Source organism: Microbacterium sp. (genome assembly GCF_003248605.1).
Classification (GTDB): domain Bacteria; phylum Actinomycetota; class Actinomycetes; order Actinomycetales; family Microbacteriaceae; genus Microbacterium.
The window spans coordinates 1-23,863 of the sequence record NZ_QFPF01000048.1 but is presented as its reverse complement, the minus strand read 5'-3'; the positions used below and the strand labels follow the sequence as shown (position 1 = coordinate 23,863).

Here is a 23,863-nt window from a genome sequence, read left to right as displayed (position 1 = left end):
GAGCGATCATGACGCAGACAACCGCACTCGATCGTCTGATCGAGACCGCCGCGCTCGCCGGGGCCTCCGACATCCATCTCACCGCCGGCCAGGTGCCCCTCATGCGGGTCGACGGTGACCTCGTCGCCGTGCCCGCGCACGCGGAGCCGACCTCGGCCGTGTGGGTCGAATCGGCGGTGCTGGGGTTCATGAGCCCCGACCAGAGCGACCAGTTCTACGCCGCGGGCGAGGTCGATCTCTCGTACGCCGTGCCCGAGGTCGGGCGCCTGCGCGTGAACGTGTTCCGCCAGGCGGGCGAGGTCGCGGCGGCGCTGCGACTGATCCCCAACCGCGTGTTCTCGCTCGAGGAGCTCGGCGCGCCGGCGATCGCCCGCGACCTGGCGCTCAAGCCCCGGGGTCTCGTGCTCGTGACGGGGCCGACGGGGTCGGGCAAGTCGACGACGCTGACGGCGATGGTCGACATCATCAACCGCACGCTGCCGGCCCACATCGTCACGATCGAGGACCCGATCGAGTTCACCCACCGCAGTCGGCGCGCGCTCGTGCACCAGCGCGAGATCGGCTCCGACACGGCGTCGTTCGCCGAGGCGCTGCGTCGGGTGCTGCGTCAGGACCCCGACGTGATCCTCATCGGCGAGCTGCGCGACCGCGAGTCGATCGCGACGGCGCTCTCGGCGGCCGAGACCGGGCACCTGGTGCTCTCGACGCTGCACACGCAGGGCGCGGCGAAGAGCATCAACCGCATCGTGGACGTCTTTCCCTCGCATCAGCAGGATCAGATCCGCACGCAGCTCGGCGACACGCTGCAGGGCATCATCAGCCAGACGCTGCTGCCGGTGGCGCAGGATGCCGGTCGCACGATCGCGACCGAGGTGCTCGTGAACACCCCCGCCGTGGCGAACATGATCCGCGAGGGTCAGGTGGCGCAGCTCTCCTCCGCCATGCAGGCGGGCGCGGGCCTCGGCATGCACACCCTCGATCAGGACCTCAAGCGCCTGGTTGAGAACGGCACCGTCGCCGCGCACGTCGCGCGCGCGATGGCCGCCGATCCGCAGACCCTCGACGACGTGCGGGTGCGCCCCGCGGATCTCGACGCCGAGGCCTGGACGCTCAACGCCGGCGATCGCCAGCTCGAGCAGTGGGGAGCACGGCGATGAGCATCGTGCAGGAGTACAGCTACCGAGCGATCGACGCCGACGGCAGCGCCGTCGTCAAGGGCAGCATCGAGGCGGCGAGCGAGAGCGCCGTCGCGGCCAAGCTGCGCGCGCAGGGCCTGACGACTCTCGACGTGTCGCCCGTGCGCAAGACGGGACTGCAGCGCGAGATCACCCTGCCCGGGCGGCAGAAGCGCGTGGGCGTCAAGGCGCTCGCCGTGTTCGCCAAGCAGCTCGCGGGCCTGATCAACGCGGGGCTCCCGCTCATGCGCGCCCTGTCGATCATGGTCGAGCAGACCGACGACAAGGCGCTGCAGGCGGCACTCGTGCTGGCGCAGGCCGATGTGCAGTCGGGGTCGTCGCTCTCGAGCGCGTTCGCCCGGCAGCCGCTGGCGTTCCCGCCGCTGATGGTGAACCTCATCCGGGTCGGCGAGAGCGGCGGTTTCCTCGGTCGCTCGCTCACCTCGGTTGCCAAGACCTACGCGGGTGAGGCGCAGCTGCGCGACAAGATCCGCGCGGCGACGACGTACCCCGTCATCGTGCTCGTGATCGCGGTCGTCGCGCTGCTGGCGATGGTGACCTTCGTCGTGCCGATCTTCGAGGGCATGTTCTCGGGCATGGGCGGAGATCTGCCGCTGCCGACGCTCATCCTGGTGGTGATCAGCGACAACATGATCTGGATCCTGCCGCTGCTCGCCCTGCTCGTCGTGGGTGTCGGCATCTGGTGGCTGCGCGCCAAGGACAGCGACCGGGTGCGCGCGGTGGTCGATCCGCTGAAGCTGCGGATGCCGGTGTTCGGTCCTCTGGCGACCAAGATCGCCGTCGCCCGCTTCGCCCGGAGCCTCGCGATGATGCTCGACGCCGGTGTTCCGCTGCTGCAGGCCCTGTCGGTGGTGGGGGAGGCTGCGCACAACAGCGTCGTCGCCCGCGCCGTGCGCGACATCCAGGACTCCGTGCGACAGGGGCGCTCGTTCGCCGCGCCGCTGGCCGCATCCGGAGTGTTCCCGCCGATGGTGGCGCAGATGGTGTCGGTCGGCGAGGAGTCGGGGACCCTCGCGGAGATGCTCGCGAGCATCGCCGACCTCTATGAGGGCGAGGTCGAGACCGCGACCGAGCAGCTGACCTCGACGATCGAGCCGATCCTCATCGTCGTGATCGGCATCCTCATCGGCGGCATGGTCGTCGCCCTCTACATGCCGATCTTCGGCATCTACGGACAGCTCAGCCAGACCGGCTGAGACACAGGATCCGGCGCCCCACCCCCTCCCCCTTCCACGGGGGCGTCCGGATACCCGCCCTCGGCCAGCGCTCTGCGCGGCCGGGGGCGGTTCTTCTTTGCGTGGCTTTGCGCGCCCGCCCGCTTGCCGGCTCGCTCTTCGTGGGATGGTGTCCCACTTTCTGTCGGCATGGGCGTCGCCAGCCGACAGATTCTGGGACATCCAAGCGAGAATGCGCCGCTCGGGCGCCGTGCGCCGGCACGGTGTCCCACTTTCTGTCGGTCTGAGGGCCGTTAGGCGACAGTTTTCGGGACATGCAGGAGGGCGGAGTGGGATACCGATATATGAGAGGGCTCTCATTGTTGGGTGAGATGGCTCTCATCTTTTCTCTCATGTTTTTGTCGGTGGGATGCTGCGCCACGGGGCTCTCGGTGGATGTCGGTGTGGGCGCGGTACGTCAGGTGCCACCGCTTTTGCCGCGGGAATCCGCGATTCTCCTCAAGGTTTGCTCAAGATATGCCTCAGTGATCATGTTACGGCGGCGTGTTGAATTGACGAACTTGCCTCTCCTGGGTTGACACGAAGATGAGAAGTATCTAATGATTCTCACCGGAGGGAAGCGCAGGAAGGGCGCCAACTCCGGCCCCGGCGACGGGGTCTCACACATTCGGCACCACACACGGGAGACCACCATGCGCGCATTCGTCCGCAGCTACATCCAGGCCGAGAAGGCCCGCCGCGAAGAGAACGGCGACAAGGGCTTCTCGCTCATCGAGTTGATCGTCGTCGTCGTCATCCTCGGCGTCCTCGCCGCCGTCGCCATTCCAATCTTCTTCGGCATTCAGGCGGACGCTGAGCAGAACTCCCTCGACGCCATCGCCGCGAACGGTGCCAGTCAGGCAGCGGCGGCCATCGCGCAGGGCGAAGCAGTTGACTTCAGCAACCTCGCTGAGGGCGACGTGACCGTCGGTTGGGAAGGCGGAACTGCGGCGACTGAAATCGATGACATCTGTGTCGTGGCGACTCGTGGCGCTACTGCCGAAGCCCCGACCGGAGACGGGCAGGGCATCGCCGGACCGGGCTGCACTCCGTAACCCCACAATCGTCGGGGTGTGCGGCGCCCTCGGGGGAGGATGGCTCGCACACCCCGATTCGTTCCCCTCGGGAGGTTCGCGATGACTCGCAGAATCACCGCCGCGGACGATTCCCCCCGAAGCACGCACCCCCGAAGCACGCACCCCCGAGCCACGCACCCCCGAGACGCGCACCACGCAAGCCGCAGCATCCACACCGATGACGGGTTCAGCATCGTCGAACTCGTGATCGCGATGTTCCTCGTCGCGATCCTCGCCATGGCGGTGCTGCCCCTGCTGGTGCAGGGTACTCGCGCCAGCGCATCCAACACCTCGCTGGTCGCCGCGACCACGTTCGCCGGGGAGCGGCTCGCATTCTTCCGCGACCAGTTCCCGAGCGACATCCTCACCACCACCTGCACCGCCGTCCAGGCGCACCGGGCCACCGGCATACCGGACCCGGCACGCAGCGGACTCTCGGCCGACATCCTCGTCTCCGAGTGCCCCGCCGACCTGCCGGGCACGGTCACCGTCACCGCGCGCGTCTACGAAAGCGCAGATCCCACGGCGGTGCTCGCCACCGTCCCCACCCGCATCGTCGTCTCATCCCCCTGATCGGAAAGCCATGAAGCCCCACCCGCACCCGCAGCCAGCGCGCGGCGCGGGCGGGAGCCGAGCGGACGATGCCGGCATCACGATGGTCGAACTCATCATCGGGGCGGCACTCGCGGCCCTGTTCCTCGGTCTGATGGTCTCGATCTTCATCACCGGCATGCGCACCGAGGCCTCGACCCGCGAGCGCGACTCCGCCACCGGGCAGGCGCAGGTCATCACGGAGTCGATCCAGGCATCGGTGCGCAATGCCGACCTCTTCACCATCGACGGGGCCGTACTGCGGGCCCGCGTCGCGACCGGTGCCAGCGACTGGGAATGCCGCGCGTGGGCGTTGACCCCCGACGGGGCCCTCATGTACACCACGTCGACCAGCGCGATCGGCACCGATCCCGCGGCCTGGGCGGTCCTCGCGACGGGCGTCACGGGCACCGAACCCGGCGGGGTGCCGTTCACGGCAGACGGCCTGCTGCTCACGGTCGGACTCTCGGTCGCCGTCGGCGACGAGAGCGTCGCGGTCACGTCCGGCGTCACGGCACAGGCGCTCACCGATACGCAGGCATTGGGGTGCTGGTGATGTCCCGCCCCCGCCGCACCCCCGCGCCTCCGTCCGACGAGCGCGGATCCACTCTCGTCGTCGTCCTCATCATCATGCTGGTGCTGAGCCTCGGCGGCCTCACCGCCGCCACGGTCGTGACCAACACGACAGCATCCCTCGTCGGCAGTCGCTCGAACGCCGAGGCGCGCGCCGCCGCCGATGCGGGATTGGCGGATGCTGTCGCCCACGTCCGCCGCACCGACGTCGTCTGCAACCTCAGCCTCACCAACGCCACCGCCCCCCGCTACGACGTCGCCTCGACGTGCGAGGGCGGTCGCGCAACGTTCGTCTCCACCGGCTACGGCGTGAGCGGCGGAGCGGTCACGCTCTCCGCGGTCTACGACTACAGCGTGGAGAACATCGGCGGCGAGGGCGACATGGTCTTCTTCGGAAAGACGACGTTCACCGACGAGGTGCTGGCCCACACGCTCGATGACGAGCTGCTCTCGATCGTGATCCCGACGGGAGACTTCACCTGCCAGTCCGTGATCCCGGCCAACATCGTGCTGAGCGGAAGCTTCGCCACGAAGGGCGGCTGCGACGTGCAGGGATCGGTCGTGGCCGGCGGCACGCTCGACATGTCGAACGGCGGCGACACCATCCGCGGCACGGTCTCGGTCTCGGGCTCGGGCAGCAACAACATCCAGGGCACGATCGGCGGCGACCTGCTCGCGGGCGGTACCGTCGACTTCGGCTGGAACGCCAAGACCGTGGGGGGCGATGTCGTCACGGCCGGCAGCGCGTACCTCGGCAGCCAGCGCCTGCTCGGGTCGCTGACCCTGCCGCTGAGCGCCACGCTGCAGATGGAGAGCGGCTCGGTGGCGGGGGGCATCAACGAACCGGAGTCCGTGACGACCCCGGCGGCCGCGCCGACCTTCGATCCGTGGTTCGACTACCGCTACCAGCAGTCCGACTGGCAGGGCTTCGACGTGGTGACCCTGACAGATGTCAGAGGCAGCACCGCGGTCGGAACCTGCGGGTACTTCAACGCCAGCCCGGGCACCGGATGGGGGAGTCTCGGCACTCTCACCACTCCGACGATCGTCGACGCACGCGCGTGCAGCGAACTGAGCTCGAACAACGGATCGCACCCCGAGGTGTTCCTGAACACCGATCTTGTGCTGCTGGCGGACGATTTCGACCTCACGATGCTGACCGTCCGCGCGGCGGGCGGGGCCTCCCCGAGTGTGTGGGTCGTCGTCGAAGACACGCTCGCCGACGGCAAGCCGACGTGTGTGCGCGGCAGCGACATCCTGATCAACGGCACGATCATGGCGACGGGGGTCACCGCCATGGCTTACACGCCGTGCATCATCGACGTCGCGGGCATGGGGCACGACGAGTGGAGCGGGGCCTTCTACGGCGGGTCGTTCGACTATGGCGGAGGCCTGTCGTTCTACGGCGACCAGATCCTGCTGCCGAACATGCCCGAGAGCGCGACATCCGTCGGCGCCGAGACCATCGAGGCGCTCGGCACGCTCGTCAGTCAGAGAGACCTCCGATGACCCCCGCCGCTCTCGTATACACGCTCGTGCTCGCGGCCGTCTTCGGCCTCGTCATCGGGTCGTTCCTCAATGAGCCGTTGCCCGGCGTGCGATGCTCCGGTGCGGCCGTGGCAGAACGTGCCGGTGGTGTCGTGGATGCTGCTGCGCGGTCGTTGCGCGACGTGCCGCACCACGATCTCGGCACGCTACCCGCTGGTCGAGGTCGCGACGGCGCTCGCGTTCCTGGGTGTCGTGTGGGCCGCGACCGAGAGGGTCGCGATCGCGGGCGTGGACGCGTCGAGCATCGCGGTGCTCCTGGCGTACCTGTGGCTGGCTGCCGTCAGCGTCGCGTTGACGCTCATCGACCTCGACACCCAGCGGCTGCCGAGCGCCATCGTGCTGCCGAGCTACGTCGTCGCGTTCGGTCTGTTCGGGGTCGCCGCCTCTCTCGGCGCCGACCCCATGGGCCTCGTGCGCGCCGCCGTCGGGGCCGCCGCGATGTACGGGTTCTATGCGCTCCTTCGCCTCATCCGGCCCGACGGCATGGGCGGCGGCGACGTCAAGCTCGCCGGGGTCCTCGGCATGTATCTCGGCTGGGTCGGCTGGGGCGCGCTGGCCGTCGGCGGATTCGCGGCCTTCGTACTCGGCGGGTTGTACGGCGTCGCGGTGATCATCGCGCGACGTGCCGGCAGGCGTGACGCGATCCCCTTCGGGCCGTGGATGCTGGCGGGTGCCTGGCTGGGCATCGCCGCCGGCGAACCGCTCGCCCAGGCGTACGTGCGATGGGCGATCGGCGCATGAAGGCATGGGAGAGGGGAGAGAGCTGATGGCGAAGACCCAGGTTGCACTCGAGATCACCGAGGAGAGCGTTCGCGCCGTCGAGATCTCGACGGGCCGGACGCCCACCGTCGTCGCGGCGGGCGAGGTGCTGCTGCCCCCGGGCTCGGCGAGAGATTCCGAGATCCTCGACCCCGACGCGGTCGCGATCGCGATCAAGCAGCTGTGGGCCCGCGCCGGGATCAAGGGGCGCCGTGTTGTCCTCGCGATCGCGAGCCGTCGCATCCTGGTGCGTGAATACGTCACCCCCGCGATGAAGCCGGAGCTGCTGCGCCAGGCGCTGCCGTTCCAGGTGCAGGACCTGTTGCCGGTGCCGGTGACGCAGGCGGTGCTCGACTTCTATCCCACGCTCGAGCACGAGGGCAAGATCCACGGGCTGCTCGTGGCCGCCGTGTCCGAGACGGTCGAGGCGCTCATCTCGACCCTCGGCAAGGCCCGGCTGCGGGTCGACGTGGTGGATCTTGCACCCTTCGGACTCGCGCGGGCGGCGCAACGACTGGCCCCGAGCGAGTGCGTCGCGATGCTGCACCTCGGCGATCACACGAGCTACGTCGTTGTCACCGAGTTCGGGGTGCCGCGTTTCGTGCGCATCATCCCGGCGACGCTTCCCACCGCGGCCGTGCGGGCGAGGACCGCGGCGCCGGTCGAGGCGACCGTGGCACCCGTCGAGGCCCCGGTCCGCGAACTCGCTCTCGTGGGCGCTGGCGTCGGCGTGCCCGACGAGGCGGTCGCCCTACCCGCCTCGCTGCCCACCCTCCGCGGCCGCGCGGCGGCGCGGCACGGCGCGATGGACCCGGCCGTGGCCGACATGATGTCGCGGGTGCGCGACACGATCGCCTTCTACGACGCGCGCCCGGGTACCGAGCGGCCCGTGAGCTCCGTGCTCGTCAGCGGTGCCGGCGCCGCCGCACCCGGCATGACAGAAGCGCTGGATGCTGCGCTCGATGTGCCCGTGCGGGCGATCGCGGCGAGCGACCTGCTCCCGTCCGCGGGTGATGCCGCACCCGCCGACGACCTCGCCCGCAACCTGGTGCCGACCATCGGCGTCGTACTCGGGGAGGTGCCCGGATGGGGCCGCGCCTGAGTCTTCGCGCGCGCACCTCGCGGCTCTCGCTCACCCGGGGTGCGGCGACCGCGGCCTCGGCCGCGTCGCCGCGGGTGAATCTTCTTCCCCGCGCCGAGACGGAGCGACGCGAGCGGGCGGCGATGATCCGCCGCTGGGGATGGGGGCTGGTGGGCGCGCTCGCCGCCGTGCTGGTACTGAGCGGCGGCTCCTACGCGCTCACCCTCGCGGCCGAACAGCGTCTCGCGGCGGCCGGGTCGCGCACCACCGACCTTCTGGCTCAGCTGGCCACGCTGCAGGACGTGCGTCAGGCCCTGGCCACCGAGACGGAGCTGACGGCCTTCCGCGCCGAGGCGATGGCCACCGACTTGCGCTGGGAGGACATGCTCGACACCCTCGTGCGCACACTGCCCCCGGGCGTCACGCTCTCCGGCTTCGATCTCGCCGTGGGAGCCGCGCCCGCGGCGGGTTCGCCCGAGAGCGCCTCCGCGCCCGGCCTGTCGGGTGCGCTCACCCTCGAATCGCCCACACCGATCGACATCGCCCCCGCGGTGCGCGCGCTGCGCGCGATCCCCGGCGCCCTGTCGGCCGATGCCCGCGAGGTGATGGCCGAGACGGGAGAGGGTGATGCGCGCACGTACACGTATCAGCTCACCCTCGTTCTCGACCAGTCGCTCTACACCGGCGTCTACGCCGATCCCGACGAAAGCGCAGGGCAGTGATGGCCAAGCAGCTCATCAATCTCGTCGGCGGGCTCGCCGTCGTCGCGGCGCTCCTGGGCGGGGTGTTCCTCATCGCCTTGCCGCTGTTCTCCGCCGCCGAGAAGGTCTCAGCCGACGCCCAGCGCGTCGAGGGCGACAACATCGTGTTCGATGCGCAGCTGGCCGCGCTGCGGGCCGACGCCGAGCGGTTCGACGAGATCGAAGCCGACGTCGCCGAGCTGCGCGCACAGATCCCCGCCGACACCAGGGCCGACGACGTGTTCGAGATCGTCGGTGCGGCCGCGGCCGAGAGCGGTGTGACGGTCGTGAGCGTCACCGCCGCCGAGGTCGAGGCATGGGCGCCCCGCGTGGGCGGTACCGACGAAGACGGCGCCGCAGAGACGGCACCCGCGCAGGCTCCGGCATCCGACCCCGCGGCCACGACGGCACCCGCCCAGACCCCCGCACCCTCCGCCGACGCCGCCGACCCCGCCGCACAGGCGCCGGAGGCGACCGCCGCGAGCCCGCGCACCCAGGTGTCGTTCTCGATCGCCGTCGAGGCGGCCGACCCGGCGCAGGCCGTCGCGTTCGTCGACGCCCTGGGGCGCGGGCCCCGACTGATCGCGATCGTCCACTCCGGCCTGACCGCCACCGACGACGCCTACGACGTGACCGTCAGCGCCCTGACCTTCGTGCGCGCCGACAGCTGAGGAGAGAACGATGACCCCCACGCTCGACCCCATCCTGAACGCCGCGGCGGAGGGACGCGCCTCCGACGTGCACCTCACCGCGGGCGCCGCCGCGCAGATGCGCGTCGACGGCGATCTCGCCCCCGTGCCGGGTTTCGCCGAGCCCCTTCCGGCCGCGTGGCTCGAGGCCGCGATCGACCGCATCCTCTCCCCGGGTCAGCGCGAGGACTTCGCCGCCGCCGGCGAGGTCGACCTCTCCTATACCTCGCCGGGTCTCGGCCGCTTTCGCGTCAACGTATTCCGTCAGGTCGGGCAGATGGCGGTCGCGCTGCGCTTCATCTCGACGACCGTCTCGACGCTCGAGAAGCTCGGTGCCCCCGCCGTCTGTCGCGACCTCGCCCTCAAACCCCGCGGGCTCGTGCTCGTGACGGGACCGACGGGCTCGGGAAAGTCCACGACCCTGACGGCCATGGTCGACATCATCAACACGACCCTGCCCGCCCACATCATCACGGTCGAGGACCCGATCGAGTTCCAGCATCAGAGCAAGCGCTCGCTCATCCACCAGCGCGAGATCGGCAGCGACACGGCCTCGTTCGCCGAGGCACTGCGCCGCATCCTGCGTCAGGACCCCGACGTGATCCTCATCGGCGAGCTGCGCGATCAGGAGTCGATCCATACCGCCCTCTCGGCCGCCGAGACGGGTCACCTGGTGCTCTCGACGCTGCACACGCAGGGCGCGGCGAAGAGCATCAACCGCATCGTGGATGTCTTTCCCTCGCATCAGCAGGATCAGATTCGCACGCAGCTCGGCGACACGCTGCAGGGCATCATCAGCCAGAGCCTGCTCCCACTGGCCCAGCGCAAGGGGCGCACGATCGCGACCGAGGTGCTCGTGAACACCCCCGCTGTGGCGAACCTCATCCGCGAGGCGCAGATCGGGCAGCTCTACTCGGCCATGCAGGCCGGGTCGGCGCTCGGCATGCACACCCTCGACCAGGACCTCAAGCGCCTCGTCGAGGCCGGCACCGTCTCGCAGGCCGTCGCCAAGACGTACGCCGCCGACCCCAAGAGCCTCGACGACGTGCGCGTGCGCCCTGCCGATCTCGACGCCGAGGCCTGGTCGATGCACGCGGGCGAGCGGCAGCTCTCGGGCTGGGGCAGCTGATGGCCGTCATCCAGGAGTACACCTACCGGGCCGTCGACCTCTCGGGCGGCGCGGTCGTCAAGGGCACGATGGAGGCCGCGGGTGAGGGCGCCGTCACCTCGAAGCTGCGGGCGCAGGGTCTCACCCCCCTCGAGGTCGCCGCGGTCGCGACGACCGGACTGAACGCCGAACTGCGCATCCCGGGGTTCGAGAAGCGCGTCAAGGTCGCGGAGCTGGCGACGTTCGCCAAGCAGATGGCCGGGCTGACCAACGCGGGTCTGCCGCTCATGCGCACGCTCTCCATCCTCACGGAGCAGACCAGCGACAAGGCGCTGCAGAGCGCCCTCGTCGCCGTGCACGCCGACGTCGAGACGGGGTCGTCGTTCTCCTCGGCGCTGTCGAAGCACCCCAAGGTGTTCCCGCCCCTGCTGGTGAGCATCGTCAAGGTCGGCGAGAGCGGCGGGTTCCTCGGCCAGTCGCTCGCCTCGATCGCCAAGACCTACGCCGGCGAGGCCGAGCTGCAGAACAAGATCAAGACCGCGACGACGTACCCGATGGTCGTGCTCTCGGTCGCGATGCTCGGCGTGCTCGCGATGGTGACCTTCATCGTGCCGATCTTCGAGGGCATGTTCGTCGGCATGGGCTCGGAGCTGCCGCTGCCCACGCAGATCCTCGTCACGCTGTCGAAGAACATGATGTGGATCATCCCGCTGCTCGTCATCGGCGCCGCCGGCGGCTGGGTGTGGTGGCGGCGCAATCGCACGACCGAGCGGGTGCGCCGCGTCGTCGATCCGCTCAAGCTCCGGATGCCGGTGTTCGGCACCCTGATGACCAAGATCGCCGTCGCGCGGTTCGCGCGCAGCCTGTCGATGATGCTCCACGCCGGTGTGCCACTCATCCAGGCGCTCGCCATCGTCGGCGAGGCCTCCAACAACTGGGCTGTCGAGAGGGCGGTGCAGGACATCCAGGAGTCGATCCGACAGGGCCGCTCGTTCTCGGGCCCGCTCGCCAAAGCGGGTGTCTTTCCCCCGATGGTGGCGCAGATGGTGTCGGTGGGGGAGGAGTCGGGAACCCTCGCCGACATGCTCGCGAGCATCGCCGACGTGTACGAGAACGAGGTCGACACCGCGACCGACCAGCTGGCGTCCACGATCGAACCGGTGCTGATCGTCGGCATCGGCATCATCATCGGCGGCATGGTCGTCTCGCTCTACATGCCGATCTTCAGCATCTACGGCGAGATGGGCGGCTGAGCCCCGGCATCCATGATCTGCGCGCAACGCCCGTCTTCCGGTGGGGTGGGGTGGGGTGGGGTGGGGTGGGGTGGGGTGTCCCACTTTCTGTCGCTGAGGGGGCCCCATGGCGACACAAAGTGGGACACACACGAGCTGGGCGCACCCCACAGCGACAGAAAGTGGGACACGCGGGCCGAGTGCGCCCGTGAACCGACTCCAGCGATGCCCGGGCGTCAGGCGGCGACGCGCAGCACCTCGTCGATCGTCGTGAGTCCCTGCGCTACCTTGGCGAAGCCGTCGTTGCGCAGCGACACCATGCCCTCCTCCAGCGCCTGCGCGCGGATCTCGGTGCCCGTGGCGCGGGTCACGACGAGCTGCTCGATGCGCTCCGACAGCGTCATGACCTCGTGCAGCGCGATCCGGCCGCGGTAGCCGGTGTGCGAGCACACGACGCACCCCACCGCGCGGAAGATCTGGGGCGGATGCTGGGGGTCGTACGGGAACCCGAGGGAGTCGAGCACCTCGACGGGCTCGTTCGCCGGCTGACGGCACCGATCGCAGAGGCGGCGCGCGAGGCGCTGCGCGACGACGGCCGAGAGGGCGGTGGCGACGAGGAAGGGTTCGCACCCGATCTCGATCATGCGGGTCACGGCGCTCGGGGCGTCGTTGGTGTGCAGCGTCGAGAGCACGAGGTGGCCGGTCAGCGAGGCCTCGATCGAGATGACGGCGGTCTCGTGGTCGCGGATCTCGCCGACGAGCACCACGTCGGGGTCGCTGCGCAGGATCGACCGCAGCGCCGAGCCGAAGGTGAGACCCGCGCGGTTGTTGACCTGCACCTGGTTGACCCCGGCCATGCGGTACTCGACGGGATCCTCGACGGTGATCACATTGACCCGGGGGTCGGCGACCTCCTGCAGCGCGGTGTACAGCGTCGTGGACTTGCCCGATCCCGTCGGCCCCGTCACCAGCACCATGCCGTGCGGCCGGGTGATGGCGCCGCGAAAGCGCCCGAGGTTGTCGGCCGACATGCGCAGGTCGTCGAGCGACATGCGCTGGGCGGAGTTGTCGAGGATGCGCATGACGATCTTCTCGCCCCACACCGTCGGCAGGGTCGCCACGCGCAGGTCGATCTGGCGGCCCTCGTGATGCACCGAGAGGCGGCCGTCCTGCGGCCGGCGGCGCTCGGCGATGTCGATGGCCGACATGATCTTCAGGCGCGAGATGATGCCGTCCTGGATGCCGCGGTCCGCCCGCTGCATCTCGTGCAGCACGCCGTCGATCCGAAAGCGGACCGTCAGCTCGTGCTCGCCCGGCTCGACGTGGATGTCGCTGGCCCGGTCGTTGATGGCCTGGGCGATCAGCAGATTGACGAAGCGGACGATCGGGGCATCGGCATCCTGCTCGTCGAGGGACTCGGTGAACACCGCGCCCTCGGAGGCGCTGGTCTCGCCGATCTGCTCGGAGAGGTCGCTGAGCTCCTCATCGGAGCGCAGGTAGCGGTCGAAGGCCTGCTGCAGCGCGTCGGCGGCGACGACGACCGGTTCGACGCTCAGATCGGTCAGGCTCGTGACGTCGTCGGTGGCGATGATGTCGGTCGGATCGAGCATGGCCACGGTGAGGCGGCCCGAGATGCGCTCGAGCGGAATCAGCCGGTACCTGCGGCACAGGGCGCTCGGCACGAGCGCGACGATCTCCGGGTCGAGGGTCGCATCCTGCAGGTCGACCAGTCGGTGCCCCGTGTGCAGTGCGATGGCCTCGGCCAGCTGCAGCTCGGTGACCAGGCGCCGCTCGACGAGGTGACGCTCGAGCGCCGACGTTTCGCCGAACTGCGCGAGCGCCTCCGACATGTCGGCCGCCCGCACCGCACCCGTCAGCACCAGCGTTTGAGCGATTCCGCGCACGCGCAGCCCTCCCTCTCTCCCGCGGTCATCCTATCCACGCGAGGTGGCGCCGAGTGTCAACCCCCGGCGGGGCGGGGACGCAACGGCCTAGCCTGGGGCGATGGCAGAGTCCTCGGCATCCGGCACCCCGATCACCCGCGCCATCGCATGGGCGCTCACGCTCAAGCCCGTGCGCGCCTTCCTGCTCTACAGCGAGCACCGCGGTCCGATGCTCGCCGACAGCATCACCTACCGCATGCTCTTCGCCGTGTTCGCAGCCGTGCTGCTGGGCTTCTCGATCGCGGCCCTGTGGCTCTCCGGCAACCAGGTCGCATGGCAGGCGCTCATCGACGCCGTCAATCAGGTGATCCCGGGCCTCGTCGGCGAGGACGGCCTGGTCGACACGAACGACATCCAGGCCCCGGCGGGCCTGTCGATCGCGGGTGTGATCTCGTCGATCGGTCTTCTCGGCGCGGCGATCGGATCGGTCGGGCAGGCGCGCGCCGCGCTGCGCGCGCTGGCCGATCAGCCCAACACCGACATCTTCGTCGTGTGGGCGCTGCTGCGGAACCTGGGCGTCGCCGTCGGCGTCGCGGTGGCCCTGGGCGCCGCGGCCGCGGCGACGTTCCTCGGCACGGCGCTGGTCGACGTCGTCGCGTCGTGGTTCGGGCTTTCCTCCGACCATCCCTTCGCCTCGTGGGCGACCTGGCTGGTCTCGACGGTGGTCGTCTTCGTGCTCGACGCCGTCGTCGTCGCGGTGCTGTTCGTGGTGCTGTCGGGGGTCACGGCCTCGCCGCGCGCGCTGATCCCGGGCGCGCTCATCGGCGCCGCCGGCCTGGTCGTGCTGCAGCAGCTGTCGGGGCTGTTCGTCGGCGGCGCCCGATCCAATCCACTGCTCGCCTCGTTCGCGGCGCTCATCGCGTTGCTGCTGTGGTTCAACCTCTCCAGCCAGGTGGTGCTCATCGCCGCGTCCTATGTGCTCGTGGGCGTCGAAGAGGAGCAGGATCGGGTGCGCGCCCGCCACGGTGCCTCCACGTTCCTGCAGCGGCGCGTCCGCCGCGCCGAGCGCGCCGTCAGATTGGCTGCTGACGAACTCGACCGGGCGAGGCATGATGAGCAGAAGGAGCGTGAGAGCGCACTCGCATCGTCGAAGGAGACGAGCTGATGACAGTGGATGCCGGCACCCGGCAGGTGCCTCAGACCCAGACCCGTCGCATGCCCGCGTATACGGCCGCGGCCGTGCGTGCCGCCGAAGAGCCCCTGCTCGCCGCCGGTGAGCCGCTCATGGAGCGGGCCGCCGAGGCGGTCGCCGACGCGGCGCGGGAGCTGCTGGGGGAGCGGCCCGGCCCCGTGCTCGTGCTGGCGGGTCGCGGAAACAACGGGGGCGACGCGCTGTATGCGGCGGCGCAGCTCGCCGCCGAGGGGCGCGACGTCGACCTGCTGCTGACCTCGGACGGGGCGCACAGCGAGGCTCTCGGGGCCGCGCGTCGTGCGGGAGTGACGTGTCGCGGGTTCGATGCGGTCAAGGCGGGCGCATCGGAGTACCGGCTCGTGATCGACGGAATCCTCGGCATCGGCACCTCGGCGAACCCCGCGCTGCGCGGGATCGCACGCGCGGCAATCGCCGCTCTGCTGCCCGCGACGTCCGCCGAGGACGGGCCGCGGGTGCTCGCCGTCGACCTGCCGAGCGGCCTGCACCCCGACATCGGCACCGCCGACGACACCGTGCTCGCCGCGGACGTCACCGTCACGATGGGTGCGCTCAAGGCGGGGCTCGTCACCGGGCGCGGTCCCGAACTCGCGGGGCGCATCCGCCTCGTCGACCTCGGCCTGGCCCCGGCGCTCGCCCGTCTGCAGCCGGCGCTCGAGGTGCCGGTCGAGCTGACGGTGACCGGGCGCTGAGCCCCGGCATCCCGGGTCAGCGCGCGTAGCGCGCTGCGAAGGTGGCCAGCAGCCGGCCGGGATGCACGACGGGCTCGGCCCGCACGGCCGCGAGTGTGAGGTCGAGTTCGTCGGCCGCGAAGTACCCGAACCCGGCGTACGCGCGGATGCGCGTCGTGATGCCTTCGACATCGAGCTCGGGGTGGAACTGCGTCGCGTACACGTTGCGCCCCACCCGGAAGGCCTGTACGGGGCAGGCCTCCGACGAGGCCAGCCGTACCGCGTGCGGCGGCAGCGTGTGCGCCGCCTCTTTGTGGCCGACGAAGGCGGCGAACCCGCGCGGCATGTGCGCGAACAGCGGATCGGCGGCTCCGGCATCCGTCAGCTCGACGCGGGTGACGCTGATCGGCTCGGAGTACGTGCGGTCGATCGTCGCGCCCTGGTGCGTGCCGAGCGTACCGATGCCGTAACACGCGCCGAGGAAAGGGAAGTCCCGGGCGACGACCTGGTCGAGAAGGGTGTGCATCTCGGCCTCGACGCGGCGCTGCACGGCCGACTTCGCGTCCGCGGGGTCGGAGGCGTTGAAGGGTCCGCCGCCGACGAAGATGCCGGACAGCTCGTCGAGGTCGAGCTCCGGCATGGGACCCGCCTCGAGGCGGATCCGGTGCAGGTCCCGCTCCTGAAGGCCCGTGAAGCGCAGGAAGAGGCGGTACTCCTCGTCGGCGGGCAGGTCTTCGGCGCGGGTCGCGAGCAGGACGAAGGGCTTCACCGCGCGCGCCTACGACGCATACGTGACAAGGCCCAGCTCGACGTCGCTGACCAGCTGCGGGTGGGTCGGCACGGCGCGCACGGTATAGCCGAAGGTGCCGGTGACGGCGAGCGGCAGCGTTCCCGTGAACGTCGTCAGCCCGTCGACCGCGGCGCCCTGCGGCTCGAGGCGGATCACCTGGTGCGGGGCGCAGATCGCGTCGTCGGTGTCGGTGTTCCCGTAGACGAGCTGCACGGCGACGTCGTCGACGGAGAGGCCGTCGAGGGCGACCGCCGCGCGCACCTCGAGCTCGTCGCCCGCCTGGGCCTGCTGCGGGATGCCGGTGCTGTCGACGTTCGCGATGTGCACCGCTCCCCACGCGGCCCGCACCCGCGTCGTGAACCCGGCGACCTCGCGCGCGAGGGCGAAATCATCGGCCCGCAGCGCCGCGTCGTGCGCCGCGGCGGGGGCGTAGAGCGTCGTGACGTAGTCGCGCACCATCCGGTCGCTCGTCGCCTTGGTGCCCAGCTCCGTGATGGTGTGGCGCACCATCGACAGCCAGCGCGGGGGCATGCCGTCCTCGCGCTCATAGAACGCGGGCACGAGCTGGTGCTCGATCAGGTCGTACATCGCGGCGGCCTCGATGTCGTCGCGCTCCTCGTCCGACGCCGAGGTGTCGGCCGTCGGGATCGCCCAGCCGTTGCGGCCGTCGAACCACTCGTCCCACCACCCGTCGAGGATCGACAGGTTCAGTGCTCCGTTCAGTGCGGCCTTCATGCCCGATGTGCCGCACGCCTCGAGCGGTCGCAGCGGGTTGTTCAGCCACACGTCGCAGCCCGGGTAGAGGGTCTTGGCCAGGGTGATGTCGTAGTCCGGCAGGAAGACGATGCGCCCGCGCACCTTCGGGTCGCGGCTGAAGCGCACGAGCTGCTGGATGAGGATCTTGCCGGAGTCGTCCGCGGGGTGCGATTTGCCCGCCACGACGATCTGCACCGGACGCTCGGGGTCGGTCAGCAGCTTCGTGAGGCGCTCCGGGTCGCGCAGCATGAGCGTGAGGCGCTTGTAGGTGGGTACCCGGCGGGCGAACCCGATCGTGAGAACCTCGGGATCGAGGATCGTGTCCTGGCCGAGCATGCGCCGCGCGTGCTCGACGAGCTCGCCCTTCATCGTCTGCTTGACATCCCACAGCTCGCGGTCCGAGACGAGCGCGGTGTCGGTCCAGTCGTGCGTCTCGACGTGCGCGTCGCCGAAGACCCGCTCGCTGACGGCCTTGAGCGCCGGATGCAGCCACGTCGGGGGGTGCACGCCGTTGGTGATCGAGGTGATCGGCACCTCGTCGGTGTCGACACCGGGCCACAGCTGACCGAACATGCCGCGGCTGACCGAGCCGTGCAGCAGCGAGACGCCGTTGGCGTGTTGGCCGAGATGCAGCCCGAGCACCGCCATGTTGAACACGCCGGGGTCGCCGCCCGGCCAGTCCTCGAGCCCCAGGGCCAGCGCCCGCTGCGGGTCGACGCCGGTGAGCAGGCCGCTCGCGAGGTAGCTGGCGATGAGGTCCTTCGGAAAGCGGTCGATGCCCGCGGGCACGGGGGTGTGCGTGGTGAACACCGTCGATGCCCGCACCTGCGCCAGTGCGGCCTCGAACGTCAGACCGTCGTGGGTGATCAGCTCCGACATCCGCTCGATGCCCTGGAACCCGGCGTGACCCTCATTGGTGTGGTACACATCCGGCGTCGGGCGCCCCGAGATACGGCACCACGCGCGCACCGCGCGCACGCCGCCGACGCCCAGCAGCAGCTCCTGCAGGAGGCGGTGTTCGCCGCCGCCGCCGTAGAGGCGGTCGGTGACCCGGGCGAGGTCCTCGGTGTTGGAGGGTGTTTCCGAGTCCAGCAGCAGCAGCGGCACCCGACCGATGTCCGCGACCCAGACGCGTGCGTGCAGCACGCGCCCGCCGGGCACCTCGAGGACGATCTCGACCGGCGCGCCGTCGGCCTCGCGCAGCAGGGTCAGGCCGAGCCCGTACGGGTCGAGCAGGGGATAGCTCTCGCGCTGCCATCCGTCGTCGCCGATCGACTGACGGAAGTAGCCGGCGCGGTAGAACAGCCCCACTCCCGTGAGCGGCACGCCGAGGTCGGAGGCGCTCTTGAGGTGATCGCCTGCCAAGATGCCGAGACCGCCCGAGTACTGCGGAAGCGACCCGTCGACCCCGAACTCCGGCGAGAAGTAGGCGATGTGCGCGGGCTTCTCGCCCGTCACGCGCTGATACCAGCGGTCTCCCGTGAGGTAGGCGTCGAGTCGCTCCGCCTCCTCGCGCACGCGCTCGACGAACGCGTCATCGGCGGCGAGGGCATCGAGTCGCTCCTGGCCGAGGGCCCCCAGCATCCGCGCCGGGTTCTCGCCGACCGAGTCCCACAGCCCCGGATCCATCGACGCGAAGAGCGCGTGCGTGGCCCGGCTCCACGACCAGCGCCAGTTGGCGGCGAGCGTGTCGAGCGGGCGGATGCTGTCGGCGAGCACCGGGCGGACCGTGAACGTGCGGATGGCCTTCATGCGACGAATCATAGGGCCCCGGAGTGACGGCGCCGCACCGCGGGTCGACCGACGCCGCGTCGGCGCTCGGGTCTAGGCTCGGGGCAGGAGGAAACATGGCTATCGCACGTCTTTCCGGCGGGCCCCTGGACGGTCAGGTGGTGCCCCTCGAGGACCCTCAGCAGGATTCGCTCATCGTCGCCTACAGCGACGGTCAGATCGTCTACCAGCGCGAGGGAGCGCCCGAGCACACCGGCGCGCACGACGGGCCCACGCAGGCCCGGTTCGTCTTCGTCGAGTCCACGCAAGAGATCGGGCCGACCGACGACTGAGCCGACCCGCTCGATCGAGGTCGAGCGCAAATACGACGTCGATGCCTCGACCCGGGTGCCCGACCTGAGCGGGATGCCGGGCGTCGTCGCCGTCGGCGACCGCGAGGTCCGGCTGCTCGACGCCGTCTACCTCGACACGCGGGGGCTTGCCCTGGCGACGGCCGCGGTGGCGCTGCGGCGCCGGTCCGGCGGTCCCGACGAGGGCTGGCACGTCAAGACCAGCGGGCCCGACGGGCGGCACGAATACGGCTGGCCGCTCGGCGCCGACCCGCTGCCCGACGACCTCGGGTCACTCGTCGTGCCGCCGGCTGTGCGTGCGGCCGTGGCGGTGTGGTGCGCCGACGACGACCTGAGCCCGCTCGCGCGTGTGCAGAACGAGCGCCACGCCACCGCGCTCGTCGATGCCGACGGCGCGCTCGTGGCCGAATTCGTCGATGATCACGTGACCGCGTCCGACCTGCGCGGCGGCACCTCGACCGCATGGCGCGAGTGGGAGGTCGAGCTCGGCCCCGCCGCACCCGCGGATCCGGCCTGGCGCGAGCGGTTCTTCACCGCGGTCGACGATGCCGTGACGGCGGTCGGCGGCCGGCAGGCAGCATCCGGCTCGAAGCTCCAGCGCGCCCTCGGCCGCTGACCCGCCGCGCCTGCTCACCCCCCCGGGGGCTGACCGCGTCAGAAGTTGATCATGTGACCCGCGAGTCCGTGGAAGCCCTCCTGCAGGGCCTCGGACAGCGTCGGGTGCGTGTGCACGTTGCGGGCGAGCTCGAGCGCCGTGAGGTCCCACTTCTGGGCCAGCGTCAGCTCGGGCAGCAGCTCCGACACGTCGGGGCCGATCATGTGCGCGCCCAGCAGCTCGAGGTGCTCGGCGTCCGCGATCAGCTTGACGAACCCGACGGGCTCACCCAGGCCGTGCGCCTTGCCGTTGGCCATGAACGGGAAGGTCGCGACCTTGATCTCGTGGCCCTCGTCCTTGGCCTGCTGCTCGGTCAGACCGAACGACGCGACCTGCGGTGAGCAGAACGTCGCTCGCGGCATCATGCGGTAGTCGCCCAGCATCATGGTCTCGGCCTTGCCGATGGTCTCGGCGGCGACCACGCCCTGTGCCTCGGCCACGTGGGCCAGCTGCAGCTTGGCGGTCACATCGCCGATGGCGTAGATGTGCGGCACGTTGGTGCGCATGTGGTCATCGATCGCGATGGCACCGCGCTCGGTGAGCTGCACCTCGGTCGACTCGAGACCGAAGCCCTCGACCCGCGGCGCGAAGCCGATCGACATCATGACCTTGTCGGCCTCGATCGATCCGGCCGCGCCGTCCTTGCCCGTGTAGCTGACGACGACCTTGTCGCCCTGGTCGTCGATCTTCTCGACCTTGGTCGAGGTGAGGATGTCGATCTTGTAATTGCGGTACTGCTTCTGGATCTCTTTCGACACGTCGGCGTCTTCGTTGGGAAGCGCCCGGTCGAGGAACTCGATGATCGTGACCTTCACGCCGTAGTTCGACAGGACGTAGGCGAACTCCATGCCGATCGCACCCGCGCCGACGATGACGATCGATCCGGGCAGCTCGGGCGCGAGGATCTGCTCCTCGTAGGTGACGACGTTCTCGCTGAGGGTCACCCCGGGCAGCAGGCGCACGGTCGAGCCGGTCGCGATGATCGCGTTGTCGAACGTGACGGTCTCGCTGCCGCCGTCGGCCTTCGCGACCTGGATCGTGTTCTTGTCGGTGAAGGTGCCTCGGCCGTCGTACTCGGTGACCTTGTTCTTTTTCATCAGGTAGTGGATGCCCTTGACGCGGCCGTCGGCGACGTCGCGGCTGCGGTCCCACGCGGCGCGGTAGTCGAAGGTGACGTCCCCCTGGATGCCGAACAGCTTCGCCTTGTGCGCGAAGATGTGCGCGAGCTCGGCGTTCTTCAGAAGCGCCTTGGAGGGGATGCAGCCGACGTTGAGGCAGACACCACCCCAGTACTTCTCTTCGATGATGGCGGTGGACAGGCCGAGCTGGGCGCTGCGCACGGCCGCGACATACCCGCCGGGGCCGGCTCCGAGGATGACGACATCGTAGTGAGGCATGACTCCCAGCCTAGTCCCGCGCGCGGGTGCATCCGGGCGGGCCGGGGGCGGGGGGAGGGTGCTCAGTCCTCGCTGCCGCGGCGTCGCGAGATCGCCACGAGCACGGCCACGACGGCCCCCATCACGCCGATCGCGACGACGCCGCCTACGATCCAGAGCGCGACGACCGCGGTGGGCACGCCGTCCTCGGGGATCGGACCCTCGCTCGGTGCGTCGGCCGGTTCGGACTCCTCGCCGACCGAGAACAGCAGCTCGCCCGAGATCGCGTGACCGTCGCTCGACACGACGCGCCACGTCACGGTGTAGGTCCCGACGACGGCCGCATCGGCCGCGATCGCCTGGATCACGGCGTTGTCGACGACCTCGGGCTCGCCCTCCTGCACCTCGGCGCCCTCGGGGTCGACGACGCGCACGATGGTGCCGCCGGGCTCATCGAGGGGTTCGGCGGAGTAGCGCAGCTCGACCTGCGCGGGCGCGGTCTCGAGCACGACGCCGTCCTCGGGGTCGCTGCCGAGCAGGTCGTCGTGGGCGCTCGCGGGCGACGGTGCGAGCATCAGGACGGCCGCGACCGCGGCGATGGCGGCGGCCATGCCGACACGACGGGAGGAGCGGGTGCGGGTGAAGGAGAAGGGCACTCATCGACCCTAACCGGGGGCTGTCGCCCCGGCATCCATCGACGTAGCATGGCGCGTGGCGGGCGGTACCTGCCCGCGACGGTCGACCGAAGGGTGGCGCGGGATGGACGCGATGATGATGGACCAGATGTCCAAGGACATGATGTCGATGGACACGATGGCGGGCATCGACATGGACCTCATGCAGGCCTGTATGGATGCCTGCTCGGCCTGCGAGCAGGCATGCACGGTCTGCTCGGTGCAGACGATGGACGGCCAGATGATGTCGTGCGCACCCATGTGCATGAACTGCGCCGACATGTGCAACACCATGATGCGGTCGATGATGCGCATGTCGGGCATGGACCGCACCTCGATGATGGCGATGCTCGACGCCTGCATCGCCATGTGCCAGGTGTGCATGGACGAGTGCATGACCCACGCCGAGGCCAGCGCCGTCTGCAAGATGTGCGCCGACTCCTGCAGGGCGTGCATGGACGCCTGCATGGCGCTCAAGCAGTCGATGGCTGCGATGGCCTGATCCGTCGGCCGGGTCCGGCCGAGAAGAGTGGATGCTGCGCGTCAGTCGGCGCGCACGTTGAAGCGCTGCGCGCCCCGCGCCAGCACGTGGTAGCGCGGGTGCACCGCCACCGGCTCGCCGACGCGTACGGCTCCCGCGGCTCCCGCGGCGCTGAAGAGCGTGCGCGGCGCCTGATCGAACACATCGCGCACCCGCACGACGCCGGCCGCCGTGTCGACCGACTCGACGATCGCGTCCACCCACTCACCGGGTGTGGCCGCGACGAGGCGTCGCTGGATGAGATGCACGGCGTGGCCGGGCTCGTAGCTCGTGCAGCACGCGCCGATCTCGCACATGCAGACCGCACGCTCACGCACCTGGAGGGGCGACGCGGGACGGTCCTGGTACGACACGGCGGTTTCCTTTCGACGACGAGCTTCGATGGATAGAGGCTACGGGCGACCCGACCCGCCCGGCATGCCGCGCTTCACACGACGAAACATGACGGGCATCCGAGGTCGGCCCGGGATCCGCCTCGGTCGGCGGGAGGATCATCGGCTACGCTGGAAGGCCAAGGAGGACAGCGTGTCAGACCCGCAATACCGGCCCGTCGACGGCCTTCGCCGCGAGGCGGACGCCGGCCACTCGCCGACCGACACGACGCAGACGTTCGGGCACGACTCGGACCTCTCCTTCGTCCCGTTCGGCGCCGAGCTCTCGCAGGCCGAACTCGATGCCATCCAGGCGCTCCCCGCGCGCGCAGCGCTGCTGCTCGTGCGGTCGGGCCCCACGGCCGGTGCCCGCTACCTGCTCGACACGGACGTGTCGACCGTGGGGCGGCATCCCGAAGCCGACATCTTCTTCGACGACGTGACGGTGTCGCGCCGTCACGCCGAGATCACCCGTCACGCCGCCGAGTTCGAGATCGTCGATCAGCGCTCGCTGAACGGCACGTACGTCAACGGCGAGCGCGTCGACCGCGCCGTGCTCGTCAACGGCGCCGAGGTGCGCATCGGCAAGTTCCGTCTGACGTTCTTCATCTCGCCCGTCGATCTGCCTCAGGCGGCGAACGACTGATGCCCGCGGCGTCCGCCCGCGGGAGTGCCCCCGCCGCGGGTCTCCTCGGCATAGGTCAGGTGCTCTCCCGACTCACTCCCGAGTTCCCGACGCTGACATCGTCGAAGCTGCGCTTCCTCGAGGTGCAGGGCATCGTGACCCCCACCCGCACCGAGTCCGGCTACCGCAAGTTCTCCTCCGCCGACGTCGACCGTCTGCGTCTGGCCCTGCAGCTGCAGCGCGACCACTATCTGCCGCTCGGCGTCATCCGCGACTATCTCGAAGAGATCGACGCCGGCCGCAATCCGCTCGCACCGGGGCAGCAGCCGCCGCCGACCATTCACCCGCAGGGGCGACGGTATCGCCGAGACGAGCTGCTGAGCGCGGCGGGCGCGGCCCCCCAGCTGCTCAACGAGGCCATCG

25 protein-coding genes are annotated in these 23,863 nt (G+C 70.2%); 19 read left to right on the top strand and 6 right to left on the bottom strand.

Annotated features, from left to right (window positions below; all coding sequences use genetic code 11):
- The first annotated feature begins 8 nt into the window (after positions 1 to 8).
- The 12 genes from DI573_RS08185 to DI573_RS08130 all read left to right on the top strand — a co-directional run bounded on the left by DI573_RS08185 (position 9) and on the right by DI573_RS08130 (position 11,828).
- Positions 9 to 1,157: a type IV pilus twitching motility protein PilT gene (locus tag DI573_RS08185; protein ID WP_292812698.1), complete on the top strand. Its 1,149-nt coding sequence runs from the start codon at positions 9 to 11 to the stop codon at positions 1,155 to 1,157.
- The gene (locus DI573_RS08180) at positions 1,154 to 2,392 is read left to right on the top strand and encodes a type II secretion system F family protein (protein WP_292812696.1); all 1,239 of its coding nucleotides are present in this window, start codon (positions 1,154 to 1,156) and stop codon (positions 2,390 to 2,392) included. Before DI573_RS08185 ends, DI573_RS08180 begins: the two co-directional genes overlap by 4 nt.
- A gap of 671 nt (positions 2,393 to 3,063) precedes the next feature.
- Positions 3,064 to 3,465, top strand: a complete 402-nt coding sequence (locus DI573_RS08175) for a prepilin-type N-terminal cleavage/methylation domain-containing protein (protein ID WP_292812693.1) — start codon at positions 3,064 to 3,066, stop codon at positions 3,463 to 3,465.
- Positions 3,466 to 3,546: 81 nt separating this feature from the next.
- Positions 3,547 to 4,059: a type II secretion system protein gene (locus DI573_RS08170; protein ID WP_292812691.1), complete on the top strand. Its 513-nt coding sequence runs from the start codon at positions 3,547 to 3,549 to the stop codon at positions 4,057 to 4,059.
- A 10-nt stretch (positions 4,060 to 4,069) separates the two neighbouring features.
- Entirely contained in the window at positions 4,070 to 4,633 is a 564-nt protein-coding gene (locus tag DI573_RS08165; protein ID WP_292812689.1) for a hypothetical protein, read from the top strand.
- Positions 4,633 to 6,159 (top strand): hypothetical protein, encoded by a 1,527-nt coding sequence (locus tag DI573_RS08160; protein WP_292812687.1) that lies wholly within the window; start codon positions 4,633 to 4,635, stop codon positions 6,157 to 6,159. Before DI573_RS08165 ends, DI573_RS08160 begins: the two co-directional genes overlap by 1 nt.
- Positions 6,160 to 6,228: 69 nt before the next feature.
- A complete protein-coding gene (locus DI573_RS08155; protein WP_363331351.1) occupies positions 6,229 to 6,939 on the top strand; it encodes an A24 family peptidase in 711 nt (236 codons plus the stop codon).
- 25 nt (positions 6,940 to 6,964) lie between these two features.
- Positions 6,965 to 8,059 (top strand): pilus assembly protein PilM, encoded by a 1,095-nt coding sequence (gene pilM, locus DI573_RS08150; protein ID WP_292812684.1) that lies wholly within the window; start codon positions 6,965 to 6,967, stop codon positions 8,057 to 8,059.
- Positions 8,044 to 8,760 (top strand): hypothetical protein, encoded by a 717-nt coding sequence (locus tag DI573_RS08145; RefSeq protein ID WP_292812682.1) that lies wholly within the window; start codon positions 8,044 to 8,046, stop codon positions 8,758 to 8,760. Before pilM ends, DI573_RS08145 begins: the two co-directional genes overlap by 16 nt.
- On the top strand, positions 8,760 to 9,449 hold the full coding sequence (locus DI573_RS08140; protein WP_292812680.1) for a hypothetical protein: 690 nt from the start codon (positions 8,760 to 8,762) through the stop codon (positions 9,447 to 9,449). Before DI573_RS08145 ends, DI573_RS08140 begins: the two co-directional genes overlap by 1 nt.
- A gap of 10 nt (positions 9,450 to 9,459) precedes the next feature.
- Positions 9,460 to 10,596: a type IV pilus twitching motility protein PilT gene (locus DI573_RS08135; RefSeq protein ID WP_292812678.1), complete on the top strand. Its 1,137-nt coding sequence runs from the start codon at positions 9,460 to 9,462 to the stop codon at positions 10,594 to 10,596.
- A complete protein-coding gene (locus DI573_RS08130; RefSeq protein ID WP_292812676.1) occupies positions 10,596 to 11,828 on the top strand; it encodes a type II secretion system F family protein in 1,233 nt (410 codons plus the stop codon). Before DI573_RS08135 ends, DI573_RS08130 begins: the two co-directional genes overlap by 1 nt.
- Positions 11,829 to 12,043: 215 nt before the next feature.
- Here DI573_RS08130 and DI573_RS08125 read toward each other — a convergent pair whose 3' ends face one another.
- Positions 12,044 to 13,711, bottom strand: a complete 1,668-nt coding sequence (locus DI573_RS08125; protein ID WP_292812674.1) for an ATPase, T2SS/T4P/T4SS family — start codon at positions 13,709 to 13,711, stop codon at positions 12,044 to 12,046.
- 100 nt (positions 13,712 to 13,811) lie between these two features.
- Here DI573_RS08125 and DI573_RS08120 point away from each other — a divergent pair, with 100 nt between their 5' ends.
- Together DI573_RS08120 and DI573_RS08115 are read left to right on the top strand one after the other, a co-directional pair.
- The gene (locus DI573_RS08120; RefSeq protein ID WP_292812672.1) at positions 13,812 to 14,855 is read left to right on the top strand and encodes a YhjD/YihY/BrkB family envelope integrity protein; all 1,044 of its coding nucleotides are present in this window, start codon (positions 13,812 to 13,814) and stop codon (positions 14,853 to 14,855) included.
- Positions 14,855 to 15,592: an NAD(P)H-hydrate epimerase gene (locus DI573_RS08115; RefSeq protein WP_292812669.1), complete on the top strand. Its 738-nt coding sequence runs from the start codon at positions 14,855 to 14,857 to the stop codon at positions 15,590 to 15,592. The genes DI573_RS08120 and DI573_RS08115 overlap by 1 nt, the downstream gene beginning before the upstream one ends.
- Before the next feature lie 16 nt (positions 15,593 to 15,608).
- Here DI573_RS08115 and DI573_RS08110 read toward each other — a convergent pair whose 3' ends face one another.
- Positions 15,609 to 16,340: a glutamine amidotransferase gene (locus DI573_RS08110; protein WP_292812667.1), complete on the bottom strand. Its 732-nt coding sequence runs from the start codon at positions 16,338 to 16,340 to the stop codon at positions 15,609 to 15,611.
- A 9-nt stretch (positions 16,341 to 16,349) separates the two neighbouring features.
- Positions 16,350 to 18,869: an alpha-glucan family phosphorylase gene (gene glgP / locus DI573_RS08105; RefSeq protein ID WP_292812664.1), complete on the bottom strand. Its 2,520-nt coding sequence runs from the start codon at positions 18,867 to 18,869 to the stop codon at positions 16,350 to 16,352.
- A gap of 95 nt (positions 18,870 to 18,964) precedes the next feature.
- Here glgP and DI573_RS08100 point away from each other — a divergent pair, with 95 nt between their 5' ends.
- Positions 18,965 to 19,180 (top strand): response regulator, encoded by a 216-nt coding sequence (locus DI573_RS08100; protein WP_292812662.1) that lies wholly within the window; start codon positions 18,965 to 18,967, stop codon positions 19,178 to 19,180.
- 13 nt (positions 19,181 to 19,193) lie between these two features.
- Entirely contained in the window at positions 19,194 to 19,814 is a 621-nt protein-coding gene (locus tag DI573_RS08095; RefSeq protein WP_292812746.1) for a CYTH domain-containing protein, read from the top strand.
- Between the two features lie 38 nt (positions 19,815 to 19,852).
- On the opposite strand, the gene lpdA is transcribed toward DI573_RS08095, so the two are convergent.
- Both lpdA and DI573_RS08085 read right to left on the bottom strand, forming a co-directional pair.
- Positions 19,853 to 21,250 (bottom strand): dihydrolipoyl dehydrogenase, encoded by a 1,398-nt coding sequence (gene lpdA, locus DI573_RS08090; protein WP_292812660.1) that lies wholly within the window; start codon positions 21,248 to 21,250, stop codon positions 19,853 to 19,855.
- 62 nt (positions 21,251 to 21,312) lie between these two features.
- Positions 21,313 to 21,885: a copper resistance CopC family protein gene (locus DI573_RS08085; RefSeq protein ID WP_292812658.1), complete on the bottom strand. Its 573-nt coding sequence runs from the start codon at positions 21,883 to 21,885 to the stop codon at positions 21,313 to 21,315.
- Between the two features lie 103 nt (positions 21,886 to 21,988).
- On the opposite strand from DI573_RS08085, the gene DI573_RS08080 reads away from it, so the two are divergent.
- A complete protein-coding gene (locus DI573_RS08080; protein ID WP_292812655.1) occupies positions 21,989 to 22,405 on the top strand; it encodes a hypothetical protein in 417 nt (138 codons plus the stop codon).
- A gap of 41 nt (positions 22,406 to 22,446) precedes the next feature.
- Here DI573_RS08080 and DI573_RS08075 read toward each other — a convergent pair whose 3' ends face one another.
- Complete coding sequence (locus DI573_RS08075) at positions 22,447 to 22,797, bottom strand: hypothetical protein (RefSeq protein ID WP_292812653.1); 351 nt, start codon at positions 22,795 to 22,797, stop codon at positions 22,447 to 22,449.
- 172 nt (positions 22,798 to 22,969) lie between these two features.
- Between DI573_RS08075 and DI573_RS08070 the strand changes: the two genes are divergently transcribed.
- Complete coding sequence (locus tag DI573_RS08070; RefSeq protein WP_292812651.1) at positions 22,970 to 23,461, top strand: FHA domain-containing protein; 492 nt, start codon at positions 22,970 to 22,972, stop codon at positions 23,459 to 23,461.
- The coding region (locus tag DI573_RS08065; protein ID WP_292812649.1) for a MerR family transcriptional regulator at positions 23,461 to 23,863 on the top strand (403 nt) is incomplete at its 3' end. The genes DI573_RS08070 and DI573_RS08065, both read left to right, overlap by 1 nt.

Excerpts from the sequence above, each read along its gene's own strand:
- DI573_RS08140 (WP_292812680.1), top strand. The coding sequence starts at position 8,760 with ATGGCCAAGCAGCTCATCAATCTCGTCGGCGGGCTCGCCGTCGTCGCG.
- DI573_RS08080 (WP_292812655.1), top strand. The coding sequence starts at position 21,989 with ATGGACGCGATGATGATGGACCAGATGTCCAAGGACATGATGTCGATG.
- DI573_RS08135 (WP_292812678.1), top strand. The coding sequence starts at position 9,460 with ATGACCCCCACGCTCGACCCCATCCTGAACGCCGCGGCGGAGGGACGC.
- pilM (WP_292812684.1), top strand. The coding sequence starts at position 6,965 with ATGGCGAAGACCCAGGTTGCACTCGAGATCACCGAGGAGAGCGTTCGC.
- glgP (WP_292812664.1), bottom strand. The coding sequence starts at position 18,869 with ATGAAGGCCATCCGCACGTTCACGGTCCGCCCGGTGCTCGCCGACAGC.
- DI573_RS08145 (WP_292812682.1), top strand. The coding sequence starts at position 8,044 with ATGGGGCCGCGCCTGAGTCTTCGCGCGCGCACCTCGCGGCTCTCGCTC.
- DI573_RS08120 (WP_292812672.1), top strand. The coding sequence starts at position 13,812 with ATGGCAGAGTCCTCGGCATCCGGCACCCCGATCACCCGCGCCATCGCA.
- DI573_RS08170 (WP_292812691.1), top strand. The coding sequence starts at position 3,547 with ATGACTCGCAGAATCACCGCCGCGGACGATTCCCCCCGAAGCACGCAC.
- DI573_RS08185 (WP_292812698.1), top strand. The coding sequence starts at position 9 with ATGACGCAGACAACCGCACTCGATCGTCTGATCGAGACCGCCGCGCTC.
- lpdA (WP_292812660.1), bottom strand. The coding sequence starts at position 21,250 with ATGCCTCACTACGATGTCGTCATCCTCGGAGCCGGCCCCGGCGGGTAT.
- DI573_RS08160 (WP_292812687.1), top strand. The coding sequence starts at position 4,633 with ATGTCCCGCCCCCGCCGCACCCCCGCGCCTCCGTCCGACGAGCGCGGA.
- DI573_RS08130 (WP_292812676.1), top strand. The coding sequence starts at position 10,596 with ATGGCCGTCATCCAGGAGTACACCTACCGGGCCGTCGACCTCTCGGGC.
- DI573_RS08165 (WP_292812689.1), top strand. The coding sequence starts at position 4,070 with ATGAAGCCCCACCCGCACCCGCAGCCAGCGCGCGGCGCGGGCGGGAGC.
- DI573_RS08115 (WP_292812669.1), top strand. The coding sequence starts at position 14,855 with ATGACAGTGGATGCCGGCACCCGGCAGGTGCCTCAGACCCAGACCCGT.
- DI573_RS08100 (WP_292812662.1), top strand. The coding sequence starts at position 18,965 with ATGGCTATCGCACGTCTTTCCGGCGGGCCCCTGGACGGTCAGGTGGTG.
- DI573_RS08155 (WP_363331351.1), top strand. The coding sequence starts at position 6,229 with ATGAGCCGTTGCCCGGCGTGCGATGCTCCGGTGCGGCCGTGGCAGAAC.
- DI573_RS08180 (WP_292812696.1), top strand. The coding sequence starts at position 1,154 with ATGAGCATCGTGCAGGAGTACAGCTACCGAGCGATCGACGCCGACGGC.
- DI573_RS08175 (WP_292812693.1), top strand. The coding sequence starts at position 3,064 with ATGCGCGCATTCGTCCGCAGCTACATCCAGGCCGAGAAGGCCCGCCGC.